Origin of the sequence: Bradyrhizobium manausense (genome assembly GCF_018129685.1) — a bacterium.
Classification (GTDB): domain Bacteria; phylum Pseudomonadota; class Alphaproteobacteria; order Rhizobiales; family Xanthobacteraceae; genus Bradyrhizobium; species Bradyrhizobium manausense_D.
Genome location: NZ_JAFCLG010000003.1, coordinates 301,398 through 317,915, shown reverse-complemented (window position 1 = coordinate 317,915; position 16,518 = coordinate 301,398). Strand labels below are relative to the sequence as shown.

Annotated in this window: 23 protein-coding genes; 12 read left to right on the top strand and 11 right to left on the bottom strand. The window is 64.5% G+C overall.

All coding sequences use genetic code 11. The features are described 5' to 3' along the window. Positions 1–11 precede the first annotated feature (11 nt). Together JQ621_RS11820 and JQ621_RS11815 are read left to right on the top strand one after the other, a co-directional pair. Entirely contained in the window at positions 12–779 is a 768-nt protein-coding gene (locus tag JQ621_RS11820) for an SDR family NAD(P)-dependent oxidoreductase (protein ID WP_212234831.1), read from the top strand. A 211-nt stretch (positions 780–990) separates the two neighbouring features. Beyond that, the gene (locus tag JQ621_RS11815) at positions 991–1,239 is read left to right on the top strand and encodes a helix-turn-helix domain-containing protein (RefSeq protein ID WP_212234830.1); all 249 of its coding nucleotides are present in this window, start codon (positions 991–993) and stop codon (positions 1,237–1,239) included. A 15-nt stretch (positions 1,240–1,254) separates the two neighbouring features. On the opposite strand, the gene JQ621_RS11810 is transcribed toward JQ621_RS11815, so the two are convergent. After that, complete coding sequence (locus tag JQ621_RS11810) at positions 1,255–1,512, bottom strand: hypothetical protein (protein ID WP_212234829.1); 258 nt, start codon at positions 1,510–1,512, stop codon at positions 1,255–1,257. 156 nt (positions 1,513–1,668) lie between these two features. On the opposite strand from JQ621_RS11810, the gene JQ621_RS11805 reads away from it, so the two are divergent. Continuing rightward, positions 1,669–2,175, top strand: coding sequence for a collagen-like protein (locus tag JQ621_RS11805; protein WP_212234828.1), 507 nt, complete (start codon positions 1,669–1,671; stop codon positions 2,173–2,175). A 9-nt stretch (positions 2,176–2,184) separates the two neighbouring features. Here JQ621_RS11805 and JQ621_RS11800 read toward each other — a convergent pair whose 3' ends face one another. Together JQ621_RS11800 and JQ621_RS11795 are read right to left on the bottom strand one after the other, a co-directional pair. Next, positions 2,185–2,400 carry a hypothetical protein gene (locus tag JQ621_RS11800; protein WP_212234827.1) on the bottom strand — a complete coding sequence of 72 codons (216 nt, stop codon included), beginning with the start codon at positions 2,398–2,400 and terminating at the stop codon, positions 2,185–2,187. Positions 2,401–2,497: 97 nt separating this feature from the next. Continuing rightward, positions 2,498–2,764 carry a DUF2277 domain-containing protein gene (locus tag JQ621_RS11795; RefSeq protein ID WP_212234826.1) on the bottom strand — a complete coding sequence of 89 codons (267 nt, stop codon included), beginning with the start codon at positions 2,762–2,764 and terminating at the stop codon, positions 2,498–2,500. A 125-nt stretch (positions 2,765–2,889) separates the two neighbouring features. Between JQ621_RS11795 and JQ621_RS11790 the strand changes: the two genes are divergently transcribed. The 4 genes from JQ621_RS11790 (at position 2,890) to JQ621_RS11775 (ending at position 5,545) form a co-directional block, all read left to right on the top strand. Then, the gene (locus JQ621_RS11790; protein WP_212234825.1) at positions 2,890–3,951 is read left to right on the top strand and encodes an alpha/beta fold hydrolase; all 1,062 of its coding nucleotides are present in this window, start codon (positions 2,890–2,892) and stop codon (positions 3,949–3,951) included. Positions 3,952–4,089: 138 nt separating this feature from the next. After that, a complete protein-coding gene (locus tag JQ621_RS11785) occupies positions 4,090–4,434 on the top strand; it encodes a hypothetical protein (protein ID WP_212234824.1) in 345 nt (114 codons plus the stop codon). 74 nt (positions 4,435–4,508) lie between these two features. After that, positions 4,509–4,910 carry a DoxX family protein gene (locus tag JQ621_RS11780; protein ID WP_409334220.1) on the top strand — a complete coding sequence of 134 codons (402 nt, stop codon included), beginning with the start codon at positions 4,509–4,511 and terminating at the stop codon, positions 4,908–4,910. A gap of 32 nt (positions 4,911–4,942) precedes the next feature. Beyond that, entirely contained in the window at positions 4,943–5,545 is a 603-nt protein-coding gene (locus tag JQ621_RS11775; RefSeq protein ID WP_212234823.1) for an MSMEG_1061 family FMN-dependent PPOX-type flavoprotein, read from the top strand. A 128-nt stretch (positions 5,546–5,673) separates the two neighbouring features. Here the strand turns inward: JQ621_RS11775 and bfr are convergent, their stop codons facing one another. The 3 genes from bfr to JQ621_RS11760 form a co-directional block, all read right to left on the bottom strand. After that, positions 5,674–6,162, bottom strand: a complete 489-nt coding sequence (gene bfr / locus JQ621_RS11770) for a bacterioferritin (RefSeq protein ID WP_011089420.1) — start codon at positions 6,160–6,162, stop codon at positions 5,674–5,676. Positions 6,163–6,296: 134 nt separating this feature from the next. Continuing rightward, a complete protein-coding gene (locus JQ621_RS11765) occupies positions 6,297–6,569 on the bottom strand; it encodes a (2Fe-2S)-binding protein (protein ID WP_212234822.1) in 273 nt (90 codons plus the stop codon). A 167-nt stretch (positions 6,570–6,736) separates the two neighbouring features. Continuing rightward, a complete protein-coding gene (locus tag JQ621_RS11760) occupies positions 6,737–7,036 on the bottom strand; it encodes a hypothetical protein (protein WP_212234821.1) in 300 nt (99 codons plus the stop codon). A gap of 135 nt (positions 7,037–7,171) precedes the next feature. On the opposite strand from JQ621_RS11760, the gene JQ621_RS11755 reads away from it, so the two are divergent. Both JQ621_RS11755 and JQ621_RS11750 read left to right on the top strand, forming a co-directional pair. Further along, positions 7,172–7,513: a hypothetical protein gene (locus JQ621_RS11755; protein ID WP_212234820.1), complete on the top strand. Its 342-nt coding sequence runs from the start codon at positions 7,172–7,174 to the stop codon at positions 7,511–7,513. 239 nt (positions 7,514–7,752) lie between these two features. Then, positions 7,753–8,037: a hypothetical protein gene (locus JQ621_RS11750; protein ID WP_212234819.1), complete on the top strand. Its 285-nt coding sequence runs from the start codon at positions 7,753–7,755 to the stop codon at positions 8,035–8,037. Positions 8,038–8,220: 183 nt separating this feature from the next. Here the strand turns inward: JQ621_RS11750 and JQ621_RS11745 are convergent, their stop codons facing one another. Further along, a complete protein-coding gene (locus JQ621_RS11745) occupies positions 8,221–9,444 on the bottom strand; it encodes a lytic murein transglycosylase (RefSeq protein ID WP_212234818.1) in 1,224 nt (407 codons plus the stop codon). A gap of 10 nt (positions 9,445–9,454) precedes the next feature. Beyond that, positions 9,455–11,104, bottom strand: coding sequence for an energy-dependent translational throttle protein EttA (ettA, locus tag JQ621_RS11740; RefSeq protein ID WP_212234817.1), 1,650 nt, complete (start codon positions 11,102–11,104; stop codon positions 9,455–9,457). A 234-nt stretch (positions 11,105–11,338) separates the two neighbouring features. Here ettA and JQ621_RS11735 point away from each other — a divergent pair, with 234 nt between their 5' ends. Then, a complete protein-coding gene (locus JQ621_RS11735) occupies positions 11,339–11,548 on the top strand; it encodes a hypothetical protein (protein ID WP_212234816.1) in 210 nt (69 codons plus the stop codon). 144 nt (positions 11,549–11,692) lie between these two features. Next, positions 11,693–12,655, top strand: coding sequence for a D-2-hydroxyacid dehydrogenase family protein (locus tag JQ621_RS11730; RefSeq protein ID WP_212234815.1), 963 nt, complete (start codon positions 11,693–11,695; stop codon positions 12,653–12,655). A 57-nt stretch (positions 12,656–12,712) separates the two neighbouring features. Here the strand turns inward: JQ621_RS11730 and JQ621_RS11725 are convergent, their stop codons facing one another. After that, positions 12,713–13,885, bottom strand: a complete 1,173-nt coding sequence (locus JQ621_RS11725; RefSeq protein ID WP_212234814.1) for a L,D-transpeptidase — start codon at positions 13,883–13,885, stop codon at positions 12,713–12,715. 320 nt (positions 13,886–14,205) lie between these two features. On the opposite strand from JQ621_RS11725, the gene JQ621_RS11720 reads away from it, so the two are divergent. Then, positions 14,206–15,036 (top strand): hypothetical protein, encoded by an 831-nt coding sequence (locus JQ621_RS11720; protein ID WP_212234813.1) that lies wholly within the window; start codon positions 14,206–14,208, stop codon positions 15,034–15,036. A 12-nt stretch (positions 15,037–15,048) separates the two neighbouring features. Here the strand turns inward: JQ621_RS11720 and sseA are convergent, their stop codons facing one another. Continuing rightward, complete coding sequence (gene sseA / locus JQ621_RS11715) at positions 15,049–15,900, bottom strand: 3-mercaptopyruvate sulfurtransferase (protein WP_212234812.1); 852 nt, start codon at positions 15,898–15,900, stop codon at positions 15,049–15,051. Between the two features lie 197 nt (positions 15,901–16,097). Further along, entirely contained in the window at positions 16,098–16,511 is a 414-nt protein-coding gene (locus tag JQ621_RS11710) for a rhodanese-like domain-containing protein (RefSeq protein ID WP_212234811.1), read from the bottom strand. Positions 16,512–16,518: the final 7 nt, after the last annotated feature.

The window sequence follows — 16,518 nt, the reverse complement described above, 5'->3', positions numbered from 1 at the left end:
AGGAAATTGCCATGGCATTGCTCGCAAACCACATCGCCGTCGTCACGGGCGCAGGATCCGGCATCGGGCGGGCCATCGCAGCCGGCTACGCCCGCGAGGGCGCGCAAGTCGTGCTGCTCGACGTCAACGCCGACACGGTCGCGGAGGCCGCGCAGGAGATCCGCAACGCCGGCGGCAAGGCCGAGAGCTTTGCGCTCGACGTGACCAGGCGCGACGACTGCTTCGCGCTCGCCAGGCAGGTCGCCGACAAGGTCGGGCAGGTCTCGATCCTCGTCAACAATGCCGGCATCACGCGCCGCAACGCCTTCACCGCCGAGACCGAGGCGGTGGCGAAAGACTGGAACGACATCATCTCGCTCAACCTCAACGGCGTCTTCAACATGACCCAGGCCTTCCTCGCGCCGCTGCGCGCGAGCAAAGGCCGCATCGTCAATATCGGCTCGATCCAGTCCTTCGTGCATCTGCGCACGCCGAGTTCGGCCGCCTACACGACCTCGAAGCACGGGGTGCTCGGCTTCACCAAGGCGCTCGCGGTCGAGCTCGGCAAGGAAGGCGTGCGCGTCAACGCGATCGGCCCGGGCTTCATCGAGACCAACATCAACGCCAAGGTGCGCGCCACCAATCCGGCGCTGGTGCAGGCCTTCGTCGACCACACGCCGCTCGCGCGCACCGGCAAGCCCGAGGACATCGTCGGCCCCGCGATCTTCCTCGCTTCGGACATGTCGTCTTACGTCACGGGAACGATCGTGGTGGTGGACGGCGGATATCGGACAACGTGACCGAAATGGGTCCGCATCGCTATGCGTCCAGTGCCAATCGCGGCAGCGGTGCGGCATTCCCAAGGTCATCTCGTGCGATGGCGCGCAATTAACTTTTCATTAACCAAACCCGCCCACCGTGGATCCACGGCTTAGAATCTACGGCTTGGGGGTCGTTTGTTCTCGATCCGCTTCCAACGAGGGAAGCGGGCGTTGATCGGGGAGTGTGTTGATGACCACTGTTCATGTCGCCGCGTCCGAGCAGGCCGCGCAATTCCTTGCACCCAATGAAATCGTTCCACTGCTGATCGGTGCGACCGTCGGGGAAGTCGAGCGCGAGCTCGTGCTGCAGACGCTCGCGCGCTGTGACGGCAATCGCACCCGTGCCTCGCGCGTGCTCGGACTGTCGGTGCGCACGCTGCGCAACAAGATCCGAATCTATGCCGCGTCCGGCATCGCGATACCGGCCTATCACGACTAGCGCGCGATGGCCCGGTCACTCCGCGCGCTGGGCCGCGCGGAAGAACGTGCGATACAGCTTGGTGCCGACGAGCACCGAGAACGTGATGATCGCGACCCAGGCCGCGGTCAACGCGATTGCGCGCAACGCGAAGGCCGTCAGTATTGACCAAGACGGCTGCGGATCCTCGGCGTAACCGACCGGCACGACGTCGGGCACTAGCAGGTGGGCAAGACCGAGCGTCGCCGCAAGCACGACCACGGAGAGGCACAATATCTTCCAGGCTGGGCGCATCGGTCGCTCCTCGCACGGGTTGTGGCCGCGCGTGATCAGTGACACGGCACCCCGCGCCGCCGATTGATGTTGATCAAGCCCGCCGAGACCCGCAGCGGAATTGCCGCTGTCGTCAAACGCCGCTAAGTAGCAGGCTTGCCAAGAAGGAGTAGCGGCGTGGCAGACGAACAGGGACGGCAGGGACCTCCGGGTCCGCGCGGACGACAGGGTGAGCCGGGACGGCCGGGGCCGCAGGGTCATCCGGGCAAGCGGGGTCCCGACGGTAGCCGCGGCAAGCCCGGCCCGCAGGGCAAGCCGGGGCCGGCCGGAAAAGCGGGACCGCAGGGCAAGCCTGGTCTGGCAGGAAAGCCGGGCGAAGCCGGTCCGCGGGGTGCAGTTGGTCCGCAGGGTCCCGCCGGTCCTCAAGGCCCGCGTGGCGAGCCGGGTCCGCCTGGCCAATTGCCGTCAATCGAGCAGGTGCTGCCGTGGCTGGAGCGGCTGTTCGACGCCTGGGATGAACGCCGCCGCCAGCGAGAGCAGGAGGCCGCCGAGCGCGCCGCCCTTGAAGCCGCCGTTCGTGAGGCTGAGATCGCGGCCGCGAACGACGACAACGCCGAGAGCGACGACGGCGACGACGAGCACAGGAAAAAGAAGAAAAAGAAGAAGCACGGCCACAAGGACTAGCCGGCGCTCCTACTTCGCCTGGTCCTCACGCCGCGGCACCATGCCCATGCGCTCGAACTGCCAGCGCATGGCGCGGTACCAGAGATAACCGACCCCTGCGCCGCAAACGGCCAGAATCACGATGTTCGCGCTCGAGAACGAGCCGCTCCACCACATCATCCACGCGGTCCACAACAGCGTGAAGATGATGGCACCTGCTTTCAGCGGAAGAAGGGGGCGGCTCATGGTTGCTGCTCCGGGTTGTCAAAACCCCGGCAGACATCATCGCGCATGACACCCGCCGCTTCCGTGAGCCAGATCACGGTGGCGGTTCATCGAACCTTTAGCCGAAGCGCAGCCGCGAACGCTCCTTCGCCTTCTCCGCCTCGACATCGCGGTCGCGCGCCGGTGCGTGCGTGTGCAGGGAGGTCAGCAGTTTTCGTGCCGCTTCCGAGACTTCGGCCACCGCGCGATCGAAGGCCGCCTCGTTGGCCTGTGAGGGCTTGTTGAAGCCGGAGAGTTTTCGCACGAACTGGAGTGCGCTGGCATGGATCTCGTCCTCCGTCGCCGGCGGCTCGAAATTGAACAGCGTCTTGATATTGCGGCACATGCAGCTCTCCCGATGATTTCCCCATAAGACGATCGGCTGAGCCGAAATCCTACATCCTCCCGGACGCTTCTGCTAAGGTCCCCGCCAACGCGGCCGCCGGATATGAGCCGCTCGGGGAGAGGAATATGAAAGCTTGTTGCACAGCGCTATCGGCCGTCCTGCTGTCAATTTCGACAGCTGCTTTTGCCGCTGACTATCCGGCGCCAAAACAGGGTGATTGGGTTGCCAGGGATTTCAAGTTCCACACTGGCGAGGTCATCCCGGAACTAAAGCTGCATTACACCACGGTCGGCGAACCGACCGGACAGCCGGTGCTGGTGCTGCACGGCACCGGCGGTTCGGGCGCGGGCATGCTGTCACCCGCCTTTGCTGGCGAGCTGTTCGGTGCCGGACAGCCGCTCGACGCGTCCAAATATTACATCATCCTCCCAGATGCGGTCGGCCACGGCAAATCCTCAAAGCCGTCTGACGGCATGAAGACGAGCTTCCCGAAATACAATTACGACGACATGGTCGAGGCACAGCATCGCCTCGTCACCGAAGGCCTCGGCGTCAAGCATCTGCGGCTGGTCATCGGCAATTCGATGGGCGGCATGCAGACCTGGCTGTGGGGCGAGAAATATCCCAAGGACATGGACGCGCTGGTGCCGATGGCCTCGCAGCCGACCGAGATGGCGTCGCGCAACTGGATGATGCGGCGGATCATGCTCGACACCATCCGCAATGATCCCGATTACAACGGCGGCAATTACACCAGCCAGCCGCGCATGATGAAATACGCGATCACCGCCTATGGCATCGCCAGCATCGGCGGAACGCTCGCCTATCAACAACAGGCGCCGACCGCAGCGAAGGCCGACAAGATCGTCGACGAACGTCTGGCGACGCCGATCACGGCCGACGCCAACGACTACGTCTACCAGTGGGAGTCCTCGCATGACTACAATGCCGCCGACAAGCTGGAGGCAATCGAGGCGTCGCTGCTGCTGATCAATTCCGCCGACGACGAGCGCAACCCGCCCGAGACCGGGGTCACGGATGCCGCGATGAAGCGGGTCAAGAACGGCAAGCTGTACCTCATCCCCGCGAGCACCGAGACGCGCGGTCACGGCACGACAGGCAACGCAAAATTCTACACGGAGCAGGTCCGGCAATTGCTGCAAACCGCACCGCAGCGCACGATGTAGGCATCGTCGGATCCTGATCGATATCGCAACGCATCATATGCGGCGCATCAGTGCCGCATATTATTTGAGCATGCAATCAGCCGATCGCTCGGGCTTAATCGCGTCAACGACACGAATCGACACGCGAGGAGGATCTGCATGCACAAGCTTGCGCTGTGCGTTTGGCTCGCCGTGATGACGGGCGCCGCGCTCGCGTTCGACAACGGTCAATACGACAGCGTTCCCCCTGACATCCGTGCCTGGTTCAAGAGCGTGATCGCGCCGAACGGCGTTCCCTGCTGCGACATCTCCGATGGCCACCGCACCGACTACGACGTGCGCAGAGGCACCTACTGGGTGCCGATCGAGGGGCAATGGATGGAGGTGCCCGAGCACGCCATCATCCGTGATCGGGGTAATCCCGTCGGTCACGCCGTGGTCTGGTACGTCCACCACCGCGGCACCATCATCATCAGCTGTTTCGTGCCGGCAGACGCGGTGTGACGCGCGATGGCGCTTCGGTGCCGCGCGTGGTAGTTCAGTTGATGACCTCCGCAAACGATCGAACACGCGCTGCGATGCGCATCGTGCTGGCGGCGTTCTACCTTGCTGCCGGCGTCGCTCATCTCTGGGTGCCGGACAAGTTGCTTGCGATCACCCCGTCCTGGGTTCCGTTTGCAACGCAGGTGATCCTCATCACAGGCGTCTGCGAAATCGCGGGCGCCATTGCCTTGGTGACGAAACCGATGCGCCGGTGGGCGGGTGTCGCACTCGCGCTCTATGCGCTCTGCGTCTGGCCGGCGAACATCAGGCACGCCATCGAAGGCATCGACCTTCCGCCCATCCCAAGCAGCTGGCTTTATCACGGGCCGCGGCTGGCGCTCCAGCCGGTCATCATCTGGTGGGCGCTGTACTGCTCTGGCGTGATCGACTGGCCATGGCGGCGCCGCAAAGGGGATAGCGGTCAGGCCGGGGAGTGATATCCTTCGCGCTTCCAGACAGGGAGCCCTTCGTGACCGACCTTTGCGCCGACGACCTCGCCACCATCTATGCGAAGCCGACACCGCGTGTGATCGCGAAAGCACGCCCCGCGATCGACGTGCATGCCAGGAAGTTCATCGAGATGTCGCCGTTCTGCGTGCTCGCAACGTCAGGCATTGACGGCAGTGTCGATGCCTCGCCGCGCGGCGGCAGTGTTGGCTTCGTCCGTGTCGCCGGCCCCAATCAATTGCTGATGCCCGATCGCGCCGGCAACAACCGCATCGACAGTTTTCGCAACGTCGTCGAAGGCTCGGGCTTCGTGCATCTGTTGTTCTTCGTGCCCGGGATCGACGAAACGCTGCGGGTCGGCGGCCGCGGTACGCTCTCCGCCGATCCGGAACTGCTGGCGTCGATGGTTGAGTTCGGCAAACCGCCCCGCGCGGTGTTGAATGTCGCCGTCAGCGAAGTCTACTTTCACTGTGGAAAGGCGCTGATGCGCTCAAATCTGTGGTCGCCGGAGAAGGTGCAGCGCTCGGTGATGCCGAGCATCAGCCAGGTCATCCACGACCAGACCAGCCTCGGCGAGCCGGAGAGCCAGGAGATCGTGGAAGAGCGCTACAAGACGCAGCTGTAGCGGGGTGCTGGCGGCTGAAACGGACCGTCATGCCCGGGCTGGTCCCTCGCATCCACGTTCTTCGTTCCGCGTTGCAAGACGTGGATGGCCGGGTCAAACCCGGCCATGACGAAGGGAGAGAGCGAGGTTTAGTGCCCCTCGCCCTCGAGCCCGCCGACGTGCTTCTGGGTGTAGAGCTCAAGACCAATACGACCGATCAGGTCGAGCTGGGTTTCGAGGAAGTCGATGTGGTGCTCCTCATCGCTCATCAGCTTCTCGAACAGGTCGCGGGTGACGTAGTCCTTGACTCCGTGGCAGTAGGTCGCCGCTTCCTGATAGAGCGCGCGCGCGCTCATTTCCGCGGCGAGATCGCACTCGATGATCTCCTTGACGTTCTGGCCGATGCGCAGGGGATCGAGCACCTGCATGTTCGGGAAGCCATCGAAGAACAGAATGCGCGCGGTGAGCTTGTCGGCGTGCTCCATCTCCTCGATGGACTCCTTGCGCCAGACCTTGGCCATGTCCAGCAGGCCCCAATTATCGAGGAAGCGATAGTGCAGCCAGTACTGGTTGATTGCAGTCAGCTCATGACGCAGCGCCTTGTTGAGATAGTCGATGACTTTTGCGTCGCCCTGCATGGTTCACTCCCGCTCTTGCAGTCCAAATCGGATCTGTCCGATTTTAGAACGCTTCTAAATGAGATCAAACACGAGAGCAACCGGCTACGGGAAGGCGCTGCCGGGGAAAAGCTCAGATCAGAGTGTGGAAGATGTCAGCAGGCTGCGAGAGCGAACTGAGCCAGTGCAGCGGGCTCGTCGTTGGCGGCAACGGTGTGGCTGTGCGGACAGCCGGCGCAGCAGGACTGTGCGCAGGGGCCGAGCACTTCGTCAATGATGGTCTTGATGGTCCGCGCGCAGCGACCGCATTCGGCGCTGCATCCCAGACATCCATAGACTTGCTTGGCATGACGCACAGCATCGTCGGACTCGCCGACGGCGGCGCGGATGTCGTCATCGCTCAGCACGTTACAGGAACAAACGATCATGGAAGCGGTAGGCCCTTCGGTGATGCGCCATCATCGATATTTAAGCGGCCAGCCGGATGCAAAAGGAAAAACCGGTATTTCAAGCTATTCCAAACTGGCCCGGATAGAGCCTAGAACGGCTCTAAAATAGCGAGTTGCGCTGGATCAAGATGATGCCGGATCGGGGTTCAATCGCTGCTTCCCCCGCCCCCACCATCGCCGCCGCCACCGCAATCTCCGCCGCTGCTGCCGCTGTCGCCGGTGGAGCAACTGCCGCTGTCGGTCGAGCTTGCCGAACTGTCGCTGGAGAACCAGCTTCCCAGCGAGAAGCCGTCATTGGTCGTATCCGAATAACTGTCGCCACCTCCGCTGTTGCCGCCTGCCCTGGCGCGCGGGCGCGGGGCTCGATTCTGAAGATGCGTCATCAGGGCATATCCAACCACGCCGACGGCTCCGAGGGCGATCAGGGCATTGGTCAGGGCGTTCATGGTCGTCTCCTGGGCAAAAATGGCCGCTGCATCCACCAATTGGTCGCACCTGGCCAATACGCCGTTCATTGATCATTCAAGCGAAATATGGAACTTTGCCGCCAGTGCTACGCGTTCCCGTGAAAGGTCGTTCCGATGAAGAAGACACTTATGGCCGTCGCTGCGGCCGCCACTCTGGTCCTGACCGCCGGAACGCCGGCCCATGCACAGCGTGGTGTGGCGGCTGGCGTCGCTGCCGGCATCATCGGCGGCGCCATTGTCGGCGGCGCTTTGGCCTCACCGTATTATTACGGGCCTGGCCCGGGTTACGCCTATGGTCCGGGCTATTACGGCCCCGGCTACTACCCGCCCCGCTACTACGCGCCGGGTCCCGGCTATGTCGCCGACGACTATTACGGCGGTGGTTGTGTCTGGCAGAGGCAGCGCTTCTGGGACGGCTACGCCTGGCGCGTCCGTCGCGTCCGAGTCTGTGGCTGAGGCGCACGAAGCCTGATCACCCGAGCCGTTGCCGCCGGGCCGGTTCACTACGGATGGGCTGTTCATCTCGAGGCCCGAAAAAGACCGCTTTTTCTCGTCACAGCTCCGTGCGCGTTTACCGTGGATTGACCATTTGCGCGCTTCCTAGCTGCAAGGCCAATTCCATCAGAGTGTGCGTGAGCCTTTAAAACCCGGGCGCTCCTAACGAGGCGCGTCCTTCTCCCAGGAGAGCCAAGAGCATGAAAAAGACTATTGTTGCCGCCCTTACGGTTGCGACGGTCGCCGGTTCGCTGGTGACGGCCACCCCGCCCGCCAAGGCCGGTGACGGCGTCGGCGCCGGCATCGCAGCCGGCCTGATCGGCGGCGCGATCATCGGTGGCGCCATCGCGTCGAGCCGTCCGGCCTATGGTGGCCCGGTTTATGTCGCCGAGCCCGCTCCGCCCCCGCCGCCCTGCTACTGGCAGCGTCAGCGCTATTGGGACGGCTACGGCTGGGTCATTCGCCCGGTTCGCGTTTGCTACTGAATCTGATCGCACGGCGCTGACCAGGCGCTGCGATCGAAGCCCGGCCGAAACCATCGGCCGGGCTTTTTTCTTTGGAAGGCCTGCTAAAGCATGATCCGGAAAAGTGCGACGCGGTTTTCCGGAAAGATCATGCGCAAACAACAATCCAAAGCGCGATGACGATTCATCCAAATCTCATCGCGCTTAGCGCGCAGCCTGGATCGAGCGCAGCACCGCTTCGCTCGGCCAGCAGTCGACCTTGAGCCCTGCGGACTTCTGATAGGCGCCGAGCGCGGCGCGCGTCTGCATGCCGGCCTTGCCGTCAATCTTGTCCTTGTAGAGCCCGACGCGCGTCAACCCGCGCTGCATCGCCTCGACATCCCTCGTACGCAATTGCTTCGACGCAGACCAGGGCGTCGCGAACGGCAGCGGGCTCGTCATGCGATCGCTGAGATGACCCACGAACAGCACATAGAGATCGGAGAAATTATATTCCTTGATGACGAAGTAGTTTTTCGTGGTCAGGAATGCCGGACCATAGATACCCTCCGGCTGGAGCAGCGAAGCCGGCTGTGCCTGCTCGGCGGCGCTGAGCTTCTGCCCACGCACCGGCACAAAGCCCTCGCGCAGCCACTGCCCGATCGGCTTGGTCACCTCAGGCACGCCCATGGTGCAATCGACCTTGGCCGGCGCCTGCACCTCATAGGCCCAGCGCACGCCGCTCTGCCAGCCCTTGTTGACGAGCTGTTGCGCGGCCGAGGCCAGCGCATCCGGCACGGAGTGCCAGATGTCGACGCGGCCATCGCCGTCGAAATCGACGCCGTGCTTGTAGTATTCGGAGGGCAGGAACTGCGTGAGGCCGGTGGCGCCGGCCCATGAAGAGGTCATGTCCTTGCGCGTCACCACGCCCTCACCAAGGATCTTCAGCGCGAGGATGAACTCGTTGCGATAGGTGTCCTTGCGCCGGCCCACATAGGCCTGCGTCGCCAGCACGCGGACGAGATCGTAGGGCAGCTTATAGCGACCGTAATCGGTCTCGCGGCCCCAGATCGCGAGCATCACGGTCGCCGGCACGCCGGAGCTCTTCTCGATCTTCGTCAGCGCGGCATTGTATTTCTGCAGCAGCCGCTGCCCCTCGCCCGCAAGATTGGCAATCGAGGCTTCCCGGACGTAATCCGCCGGCACCTGAACGAATTCGGCCTGCGACGGCGCGCCGGTCGCGGGCCGTCCAGGCAGGATCAGATCAGGCAGCTTGTAATCGGGCTCGAGCCCGCGCGTTTGCTCGTCGAACGTCTTGCGCGTAACGCCCGCCTCTTGTGCTTCCGGCCAGAGCGAGGCGATGAACTGCGTGAAGGCCGCATCGGCGGCGCGAACGGGCGACCAGCCGCAGGTGACCATGATCACCGCAGCAATGAGCGCCTGCCGCATCCTCACGCCATCACCGCGTCAGCTTCTTGTATTTCACGCGGTGCGGGATGATGCTGTCCTGGCCGAGCCGGCGCATCTTGTCCTTTTCGTAATCCTGGAAGTTGCCCTCGAACCATTCGACGTGGCTGTCGCCCTCGAAGGCCAGGATGTGGGTCGCGATGCGGTCGAGGAACCAGCGATCGTGGCTGATGATGACGGCGCAGCCGGCAAAATCCTCCAAGGCCTCTTCGAGCGCGCGCAGCGTGTCGACGTCGAGGTCGTTGGTCGGTTCGTCGAGCAGCAGAACGTTGGCGCCGGACTTCAACATCTTGGCGAGATGGACGCGGTTGCGTTCACCGCCCGAGAGCGCGCCAACCTTCTTCTGCTGGTCGGCCCCCTTGAAGTTGAACGACGAGCAATAACCGCGGGAGTTCACTTCCTTCTTGCCGAGCAGGATCAGCTCGTTGCCGCCGGAGATCTCCTCCCACACGGTCTTCTTGCCGTCGAGCGCGTCGCGCGACTGGTCGACATAGCCGAGATGCACGGTCTCGCCGACCGTGATGGTGCCCTTGTCCGGCTGTTCCTGCTTGGTGATCATCCTGAACAGCGTGGTCTTGCCGGCGCCGTTGGCGCCGATCACGCCGACGATGCCGCCGGGCGGCAGCTTGAAGGTGAGATTGTCGATCAGCAGGCGGTCGCCAAAGCCTTTGCTGATGCCGTCGAAATCGACCACATTGGCGCCGAGCCGCTCTGCCACGGGAATGATGATCTGCGCGGTCTGGGTCTGCTTCTCGCTCGCCTGCTTGAGCAGCTCCTCATAGCGCTGGTAGCGCGCTTTCGACTTGGCCTGGCGGGCCTTGGGCGAAGAGGCGACCCATTCCTGCTCGCGCGCGATCGTCTTCTGGTGCGCGGCGTCCTCGCGTCCCTCCTGCTCCAGACGCTTCTGCTTCTGCACGAGCCAGGACGAGTAATTGCCCTCGTAGGGAATGCCCTTGCCGCGATCGAGCTCGAGGATCCAGCCGGTGACGTTGTCGAGGAAGTAGCGATCGTGGGTGACGATCAGGATCGCGCCAGGATAGTTGCGCAAGTGCCCTTCAAGCCACGACACCGACTCGGCGTCGAGATGGTTGGTCGGCTCGTCCAGCAGCAGAAGCTCGGGTTGGTCGAGCAAAAGGCGGCACAGCGCGACACGGCGGCGTTCGCCGCCCGAAAGCTTCGTCACGTCGGCATCATCAGGGGGGCAACGCAGCGCGTCCATGGCCTGGTCGACCTTGCTGTCGAGATCCCAGAGGCCCTGGGCCTCGATCTCGTCCTGCAGCTTGGTCATCTCGTCGGCGGTCTCGTCCGAATAGTTGACCGCGAGCTCGTTGTAACGGTCGAGAATCGCTTTCTGCTTGGCAACGCCCCGCATGACGTTCTCGCGCACGCTGAGCGAGGGATCGAGCTGCGGCTCCTGCTCGAGATAGCCGACGCGGGCGCCCTCGGCGACCCAGGCTTCGCCGGTATATTCCTTGTCGAGGCCCGCCATGATCCTGAGAAGGGTCGACTTACCGGAGCCGTTGACGCCGAGAACGCCGATCTTGGCGTCCGGGTAAAAGCTGAGGCGGATGTTGTCGAGCACCTTTCGGGTCGGGTAGCTCTTGGTCAGGCCTTCCATGAAGTAGACGAACTGGCGCGCCATCGGTCCCGTGAAACCTTCAATTTGAGGAGATTTGCTTAGCCGCCGATGTAGCGATCCCGCCCCCAAAGGGCAATGTTTTCCCTCCGTTCACCACGGATGAATACTGGGCGGTCACCATCCGGACCCCAATCCGGACAATTGAAACCATCTTTTAATCAATCAGGCCAAAGCTCGGATTCGCGCGGCAACAGCGCCACCCGCTCAGAATGAACGGGAGAACAGCGAGACAGCGTCATGGCTCTGATCGAGACCAATTCTCTCCCCGTTCCGGCAGGAGCCGGCCGCACCTCAGCGCTCGTGTCCGAGGTCAAGGGTTTCTGGAAGCGTTTCTTCGCCACGGCTTTCAATCCCTACCGGCCCGAACTGCACTACATGCGCGGCCCCGGCCCCGCCTGGCGCGCCAAGCATGGCATGGATGCGCCGATCCGGTTGAAGCCCCGCTGAGCCGCCCGTTCCCTGTCGGACTTTTGAAGACCCCGACTGCTTGCGCGCGAGGCTGATTGCGCGCAACCATGGCCCGGTTCCGACGATGGCGCCCCCGCCCGCGCCATCCTCTTCGCCGTCAACTCTGGCCCTGGATGAACGCTGATGACGCGGCTGCGCTGTGCAATTCTCGACGACTATTTCAACCTCGCCCTCGATGTCGCCGACTGGTCGAAACTGTCCGACCGTATCGACACCACCGTGTTCACCCATCCTTTCACCTCCGAGCAAGCCGCGGCCAGCGCGCTGGCCGATTTCGACATCATCTGCGCGATGCGTGAGCGAACCGCGTTCCCCAAGAGCTTGTTCGACAAGCTGCCCAAGCTGAGGCTGCTGCTCACGTCGGGCATGCGCAACGCCTCGATCGACATGGAGGCCGGCAAGGCGCGCGGGGTTGCAATCGGCGGCACGCAATATTCACGCGATCCGACCGCGCCGCTGACCATGGGCCTGATCCTGGAACTGACCCGCGGCATCGGCCGCGAGAATGCCCGCATGCATGCCGGAGAGCCTTGGCAGACCTTTGCCGGCGTCGAGATCGAGGGCCTCACGCTCGGCATCGTCGGCCTCGGCAAGCTCGGCACCAGGATGGCCGGCATCGCCAAGGCCTTCGGCATGAACGTGATCGCCTGGAGCCCGAACCTGACGCCGGAGAAGTGCGCGGCCGTCGGCGTCGGCTACGCCACCAAGGAGGAGCTGTTCGCCAAGGCCGATATCGTCACCATCCATGTGGTGCTGAGCGATCGCTCGCGGGGCCTCGTCAGCCGCTCAGATCTTGCGCGGATGAAGCCGACGGCATTCCTCGTCAACACCGCGCGCGGGCCGATCGTGGACGAGCAGGCCCTGCTGGAAGCGTTGCAGCAGAAGAAGATCGCGGGCGCCGGCATCGACGTCTTCTCGGTCGAGCCGCTGCCGGTCGATCATCCCTTCCGCAGGCTCGACAATCTCGTGCTGACGCCGCATCTCGGCTACGCCACCGAGGACGGCCTGCGGACCCATTACGGCCAGATGGTCGAGGCGATCGACGCCTTCACCAAGGGCGGCGAGCTGCCGCGCAAGCTCGCCTGACATGATGAAGGGCGTGCCGACGACACGCCCTTCGCAATCTCGATCAGATCGAAGCGCTTAACGCACGGTGACCGGCGCGGGCAGCGGCGGCACCACCGTCGGCTGTGTGCCCGGCACGGGGCCGGCCTGGGCGGCCATCGGAGCCGGACCGGGCGCTGGCGCGGCCGATGCTGTCGCGCCCGGCGGTGGATTGCCCTGCATGACCACGACGCGGGTGCCGACCTTGGCGCGGTCGAACAGGTCCGTGACGTCCTCGTTCAGCATGCCGATGCAGCCCGAGGAGACGAACTTGCCGATCGTCGAGGGCTGGTTGGTGCCGTGGATACGATAGACGGTCGAGCCCAGATACATCGCACGGGCGCCGAGCGGATTGCCTTCGCCACCGGCCATGAAGCGCGGCAGATAGGGCTGACGCTCGATCATTTCCGCCGGCGGATGCCAATCCGGCCACTCGGCCTTGCGGGTGATCTTCTGCACGCCGGTCCAGGTGAAGCCGTCGCGGCCGACGCGAACGCCATAGCGGATCGCACGGCCATTGCCGAGGACGTAGTAGAGATAGGTGTTCGGGGTATCGACCACGATGGTGCCGGCCGGCTCCTTGGTCTGGAACGCGACCTCCTGGCGACGCAGATTCGGCGCCAGCTGCGCTGGAGCTGCGTCAGGCTGCTCCTCGGGCGGCAGCAATGCCACCGACATCGGGCGGCCACCGCCGCCCTGCTGCGGGACCGCGCCAGTTGCTGCCGGGCTGCCGACGGCTTCCGGCGGACGCAGGCCATCGTTGCCGGGCGCCTGGCCCGAACGATCGCCATAGATCACCGGAGGCGGACCGGCGGGCCGGCCGTAGCGCGGATCATCGGGCGACATCACCGGACCCTGGGGCGGATTGGCGGAATAGACCGGCGGAGCACCAGCCGGACGGCCATAACGCGGATCGTCCGGCGACAACACCGGGCCCTGCGGCGGGGCGGCAGAATAGACCGGCGGAGCACCGGGCGGACGGCCATAGCGCGGATCTTCCGCCGGACCCGGCGGCGGCAGCGCGGCCTGCGGCGCCGCATCGTCGTCATCTTCCAGCGCATCGAAATTCGGGGTGCGGTCGCCGGGCCGGTATTCGGCCGGGGGGCCGTAGCTCGGCACCTGCTGAACCGGATAGCTCTGGGCCTGTGCAAACGAGGCTCCCGCCGCAGCGACTGTTGCGGCAGCGCATATCGTCAGAAAATGTTTGATCATCATCGCTCTTGTAAGTCCCGGGGCCCCGTCCGAGCCGTTGACGGCCAGATGACCGAAGATAGCGGCACATTCAAGACGCAACAGGCCGATTTGTGCCCTATTGAGCGATTTGTGATGCAATCGCACACAGTTGCCCCGTTGCATCACGGGGATGGAAATCGCATTTCGCCGTAGATTGCCGGAGACTCCACCCCAATTTTTGCGGAACGGCGCAAGGACGTTGCGATATGGTCGAATCAGCCTGATTCGCCGCTGATTTGAGCTTGAATCCCCCGCGTGGCGAACGCGGCAGCAGTACCGTCACCGCGTTCAGATGGCTCATGGGCCCTGGCCACGCCGCCGGGGCGGAAATTCGCAATCCGTCAATGCTTCCCGGCTTTCGTTTCCTGCTTGCCGCGATCCTGCTGTCAACCTCCGTCCTGGTGTTCGGCCTAGGTGCCGCCGCGCTCGTGCGGGCGAGCCACGAGCAGTATGTCAGCAACCCGTCCTGGCGGAACGGCCCGCAGGAGCAGGTGTTCACGCAAAGCCCTGAGCCCGCCCCGCCGGTGCTCGCGGCGTTGCGCGTGGAGCCGGCCACGCCTGTGGCCAATGAGGCGGCGCCGGCCATGCCCGAACAGATCCCGACCATCGCCCTGCCCGCGGTCGAGACCGGGCCCGAGCAGATGGCCGCCGTGACGCTGAAGGCCCAGCCTGAGCCCAAGCCCGAAAACAAGCCCGAACCGACGGTCGCTGCCGTCGCGCCGGTGACGGCGCCGACTGCACCCGTCGCCGATGTGCCGGCTGCCGAGCCTGCCATGATCCAGGCTCCCGCGCCCGCAGACACGCTCACCCCGACTGATATGACTGCAGCCATCGCCCCGGCGACGGCTACTCCGGTCTTGAACGCCACCGACGTGCCGCGCACCGCGACACCAGCGCTGGCATCGCGCGTGAGCGACATTGCAGCGGCCAGGGTGGCTGCGCTGAACGATCTCGCGCCGCCGAAGGCCAAAGCCGAGAGTGCTACGCCCGACAGCAAGCCGCGCGCGCACAAGCCGAAGAAGCGCCACCGCGTCGTGCGGCGCGCGCCGCCTCAGCAGGTCAACCAGGGGCTCGATCCGTTCGGCCAGCAACAGCAGACGCTCGCCGCGACGGCCACGCGCACGCGCTGAGTTGGCGACGCTTTACGCCGGTCCCGTCGCGATGGCCGGCCCGCCCTCCTGGCCCCATTCCGACCACGAGCCGTCATAGAGCGCAGTGTCGGTGATCCCAAGTCGATAGAGGGCAAGCGTCAGCACGCCGGCGGAGACGCCGGAGCCGCAGCTCGTGACGATCGGCGCATCGAGCTTGACGCCGGCACCGGTGAAGGCGGCGCGCAGATCCTCGAGCGGCTTCATCACGCCGGTCGCGGCGTCGAACAACTGGTTATAGGGCACGTTGCGCGCGCCGGGGATGTGGCCGGAGCGGATGCCCGCGCGCGGCTCCGGCGCACGGCCCTCGAAGCGGTCGGCAGCGCGCGCGTCGATCACCTGTTCGGCGCGGCTTTCCACGTTCGCAATCAGCTGCTGCATGCTGCGCACGCGCTTCGGATCGTAGCTCGCCTTGAAGGCCGCAGCCTTCGGCTTCACGTCGCCGCTCTCCACAGCGCGTCCCTCGGCGCGCCATTTCTTCAGGCCGCCATTGAGGATGCGGACATTGCCGTGGCCGAAGGCCAGGAACATCCACCATGCGCGGGGCGCGGCGACCCAGCCGCCGGCATCGTAGAGCACGACCGTGTCGGCGTTGGAGATGCCGAGATTGCCGACATCGCGGCCGAACTGCTCGGCGCTCGGATACATGTGCGGCAGCGGGTTGGAATGGTCCGACACCGCATCGACATCGAAGAACACGGCGCCAGGCAGATGCGCGGCGAGATAGTCATCCTTCGGCAGCGGCAGCACGCCCGGCAGCTTGAAGCTGGCGTCGAGGACTTTGACGTTGGCATCGTTGATATGGGCGGCGAGCCATTCGGTGGAGACGAGGGGATCGGTGGTCATTGCAGGTTCTTTCCTTGCGGTCATTCGGGGACGCGTACAGCGTGAGTGAGATTGAAGCAACGCGCGTCAAACTCCGCTGTCATCGCCCGGCTTGACCGGGCGATCCAGTACTCCGAGACGGCTGCGATTCAACCGAGAGGCTGCGGCGTACTGGATTCCCCGCCTTCGCGGGGAATGACGAGTGGAGAGAGCGAGGCTCACCCCTTCTTCTTCGGCTCCCACGCTTCCGTCGGTCCACCAGCATCGCGCCAAGCGGCGTAGCCGCCGGCAATGTGGGCGACGGGCTTCAGGCCCATGTCCTGCGCGGTCTTGGCTGCGAGCGCGGAGCGCAGGCCGCCGGCGCAGTGGAAGACGAACTTCTTGTCTTCCTGGAAGATCGGCTTGGCATACGGGCTCTGCGGATCGATCCAGAATTCGAGCATGCCGCGGGTGCAGGCAAAGGCGCCGGGGATGCGGCCATCGCGCTCGATCTCGCGGGGGTCGCGGATATCCACGATGACGACGTCGCCGTTCTTGGATATCTCGATGGCGTCCTTGGCCGAGAGCGTCTCGATCTCGGCATTGGCCTCCTCGATCAGCGCCTTGATGCCGCGGGTGATGTTTTGGGGCATGGGTCTT

Bases quoted from the DNA above. Each gene is read 5' to 3' on its own strand.
- JQ621_RS11820 (WP_212234831.1), top strand. From the start codon at position 12: ATGGCATTGCTCGCAAACCACATCGCCGTCGTCACGGGCGCAGGATCC.
- JQ621_RS11815 (WP_212234830.1), top strand. From the start codon at position 991: ATGACCACTGTTCATGTCGCCGCGTCCGAGCAGGCCGCGCAATTCCTT.
- JQ621_RS11810 (WP_212234829.1), bottom strand. From the start codon at position 1,512: ATGCGCCCAGCCTGGAAGATATTGTGCCTCTCCGTGGTCGTGCTTGCG.
- JQ621_RS11800 (WP_212234827.1), bottom strand. From the start codon at position 2,400: ATGAGCCGCCCCCTTCTTCCGCTGAAAGCAGGTGCCATCATCTTCACG.
- JQ621_RS11795 (WP_212234826.1), bottom strand. From the start codon at position 2,764: ATGTGCCGCAATATCAAGACGCTGTTCAATTTCGAGCCGCCGGCGACG.
- JQ621_RS11790 (WP_212234825.1), top strand. From the start codon at position 2,890: ATGAAAGCTTGTTGCACAGCGCTATCGGCCGTCCTGCTGTCAATTTCG.
- JQ621_RS11785 (WP_212234824.1), top strand. From the start codon at position 4,090: ATGCACAAGCTTGCGCTGTGCGTTTGGCTCGCCGTGATGACGGGCGCC.
- JQ621_RS11780 (WP_409334220.1), top strand. From the start codon at position 4,509: ATGCGCATCGTGCTGGCGGCGTTCTACCTTGCTGCCGGCGTCGCTCAT.
- bfr (WP_011089420.1), bottom strand. From the start codon at position 6,162: ATGCAGGGCGACGCAAAAGTCATCGACTATCTCAACAAGGCGCTGCGT.
- JQ621_RS11765 (WP_212234822.1), bottom strand. From the start codon at position 6,569: ATGATCGTTTGTTCCTGTAACGTGCTGAGCGATGACGACATCCGCGCC.
- JQ621_RS11760 (WP_212234821.1), bottom strand. From the start codon at position 7,036: ATGAACGCCCTGACCAATGCCCTGATCGCCCTCGGAGCCGTCGGCGTG.
- JQ621_RS11755 (WP_212234820.1), top strand. From the start codon at position 7,172: ATGAAGAAGACACTTATGGCCGTCGCTGCGGCCGCCACTCTGGTCCTG.
- JQ621_RS11750 (WP_212234819.1), top strand. From the start codon at position 7,753: ATGAAAAAGACTATTGTTGCCGCCCTTACGGTTGCGACGGTCGCCGGT.
- JQ621_RS11745 (WP_212234818.1), bottom strand. From the start codon at position 9,444: ATGCGGCAGGCGCTCATTGCTGCGGTGATCATGGTCACCTGCGGCTGG.
- ettA (WP_212234817.1), bottom strand. From the start codon at position 11,104: ATGGCGCGCCAGTTCGTCTACTTCATGGAAGGCCTGACCAAGAGCTAC.
- JQ621_RS11735 (WP_212234816.1), top strand. From the start codon at position 11,339: ATGGCTCTGATCGAGACCAATTCTCTCCCCGTTCCGGCAGGAGCCGGC.
- JQ621_RS11730 (WP_212234815.1), top strand. From the start codon at position 11,693: ATGACGCGGCTGCGCTGTGCAATTCTCGACGACTATTTCAACCTCGCC.
- JQ621_RS11725 (WP_212234814.1), bottom strand. From the start codon at position 13,885: ATGATCAAACATTTTCTGACGATATGCGCTGCCGCAACAGTCGCTGCG.
- JQ621_RS11720 (WP_212234813.1), top strand. From the start codon at position 14,206: ATGGGCCCTGGCCACGCCGCCGGGGCGGAAATTCGCAATCCGTCAATG.
- sseA (WP_212234812.1), bottom strand. From the start codon at position 15,900: ATGACCACCGATCCCCTCGTCTCCACCGAATGGCTCGCCGCCCATATC.
- JQ621_RS11710 (WP_212234811.1), bottom strand. From the start codon at position 16,511: ATGCCCCAAAACATCACCCGCGGCATCAAGGCGCTGATCGAGGAGGCC.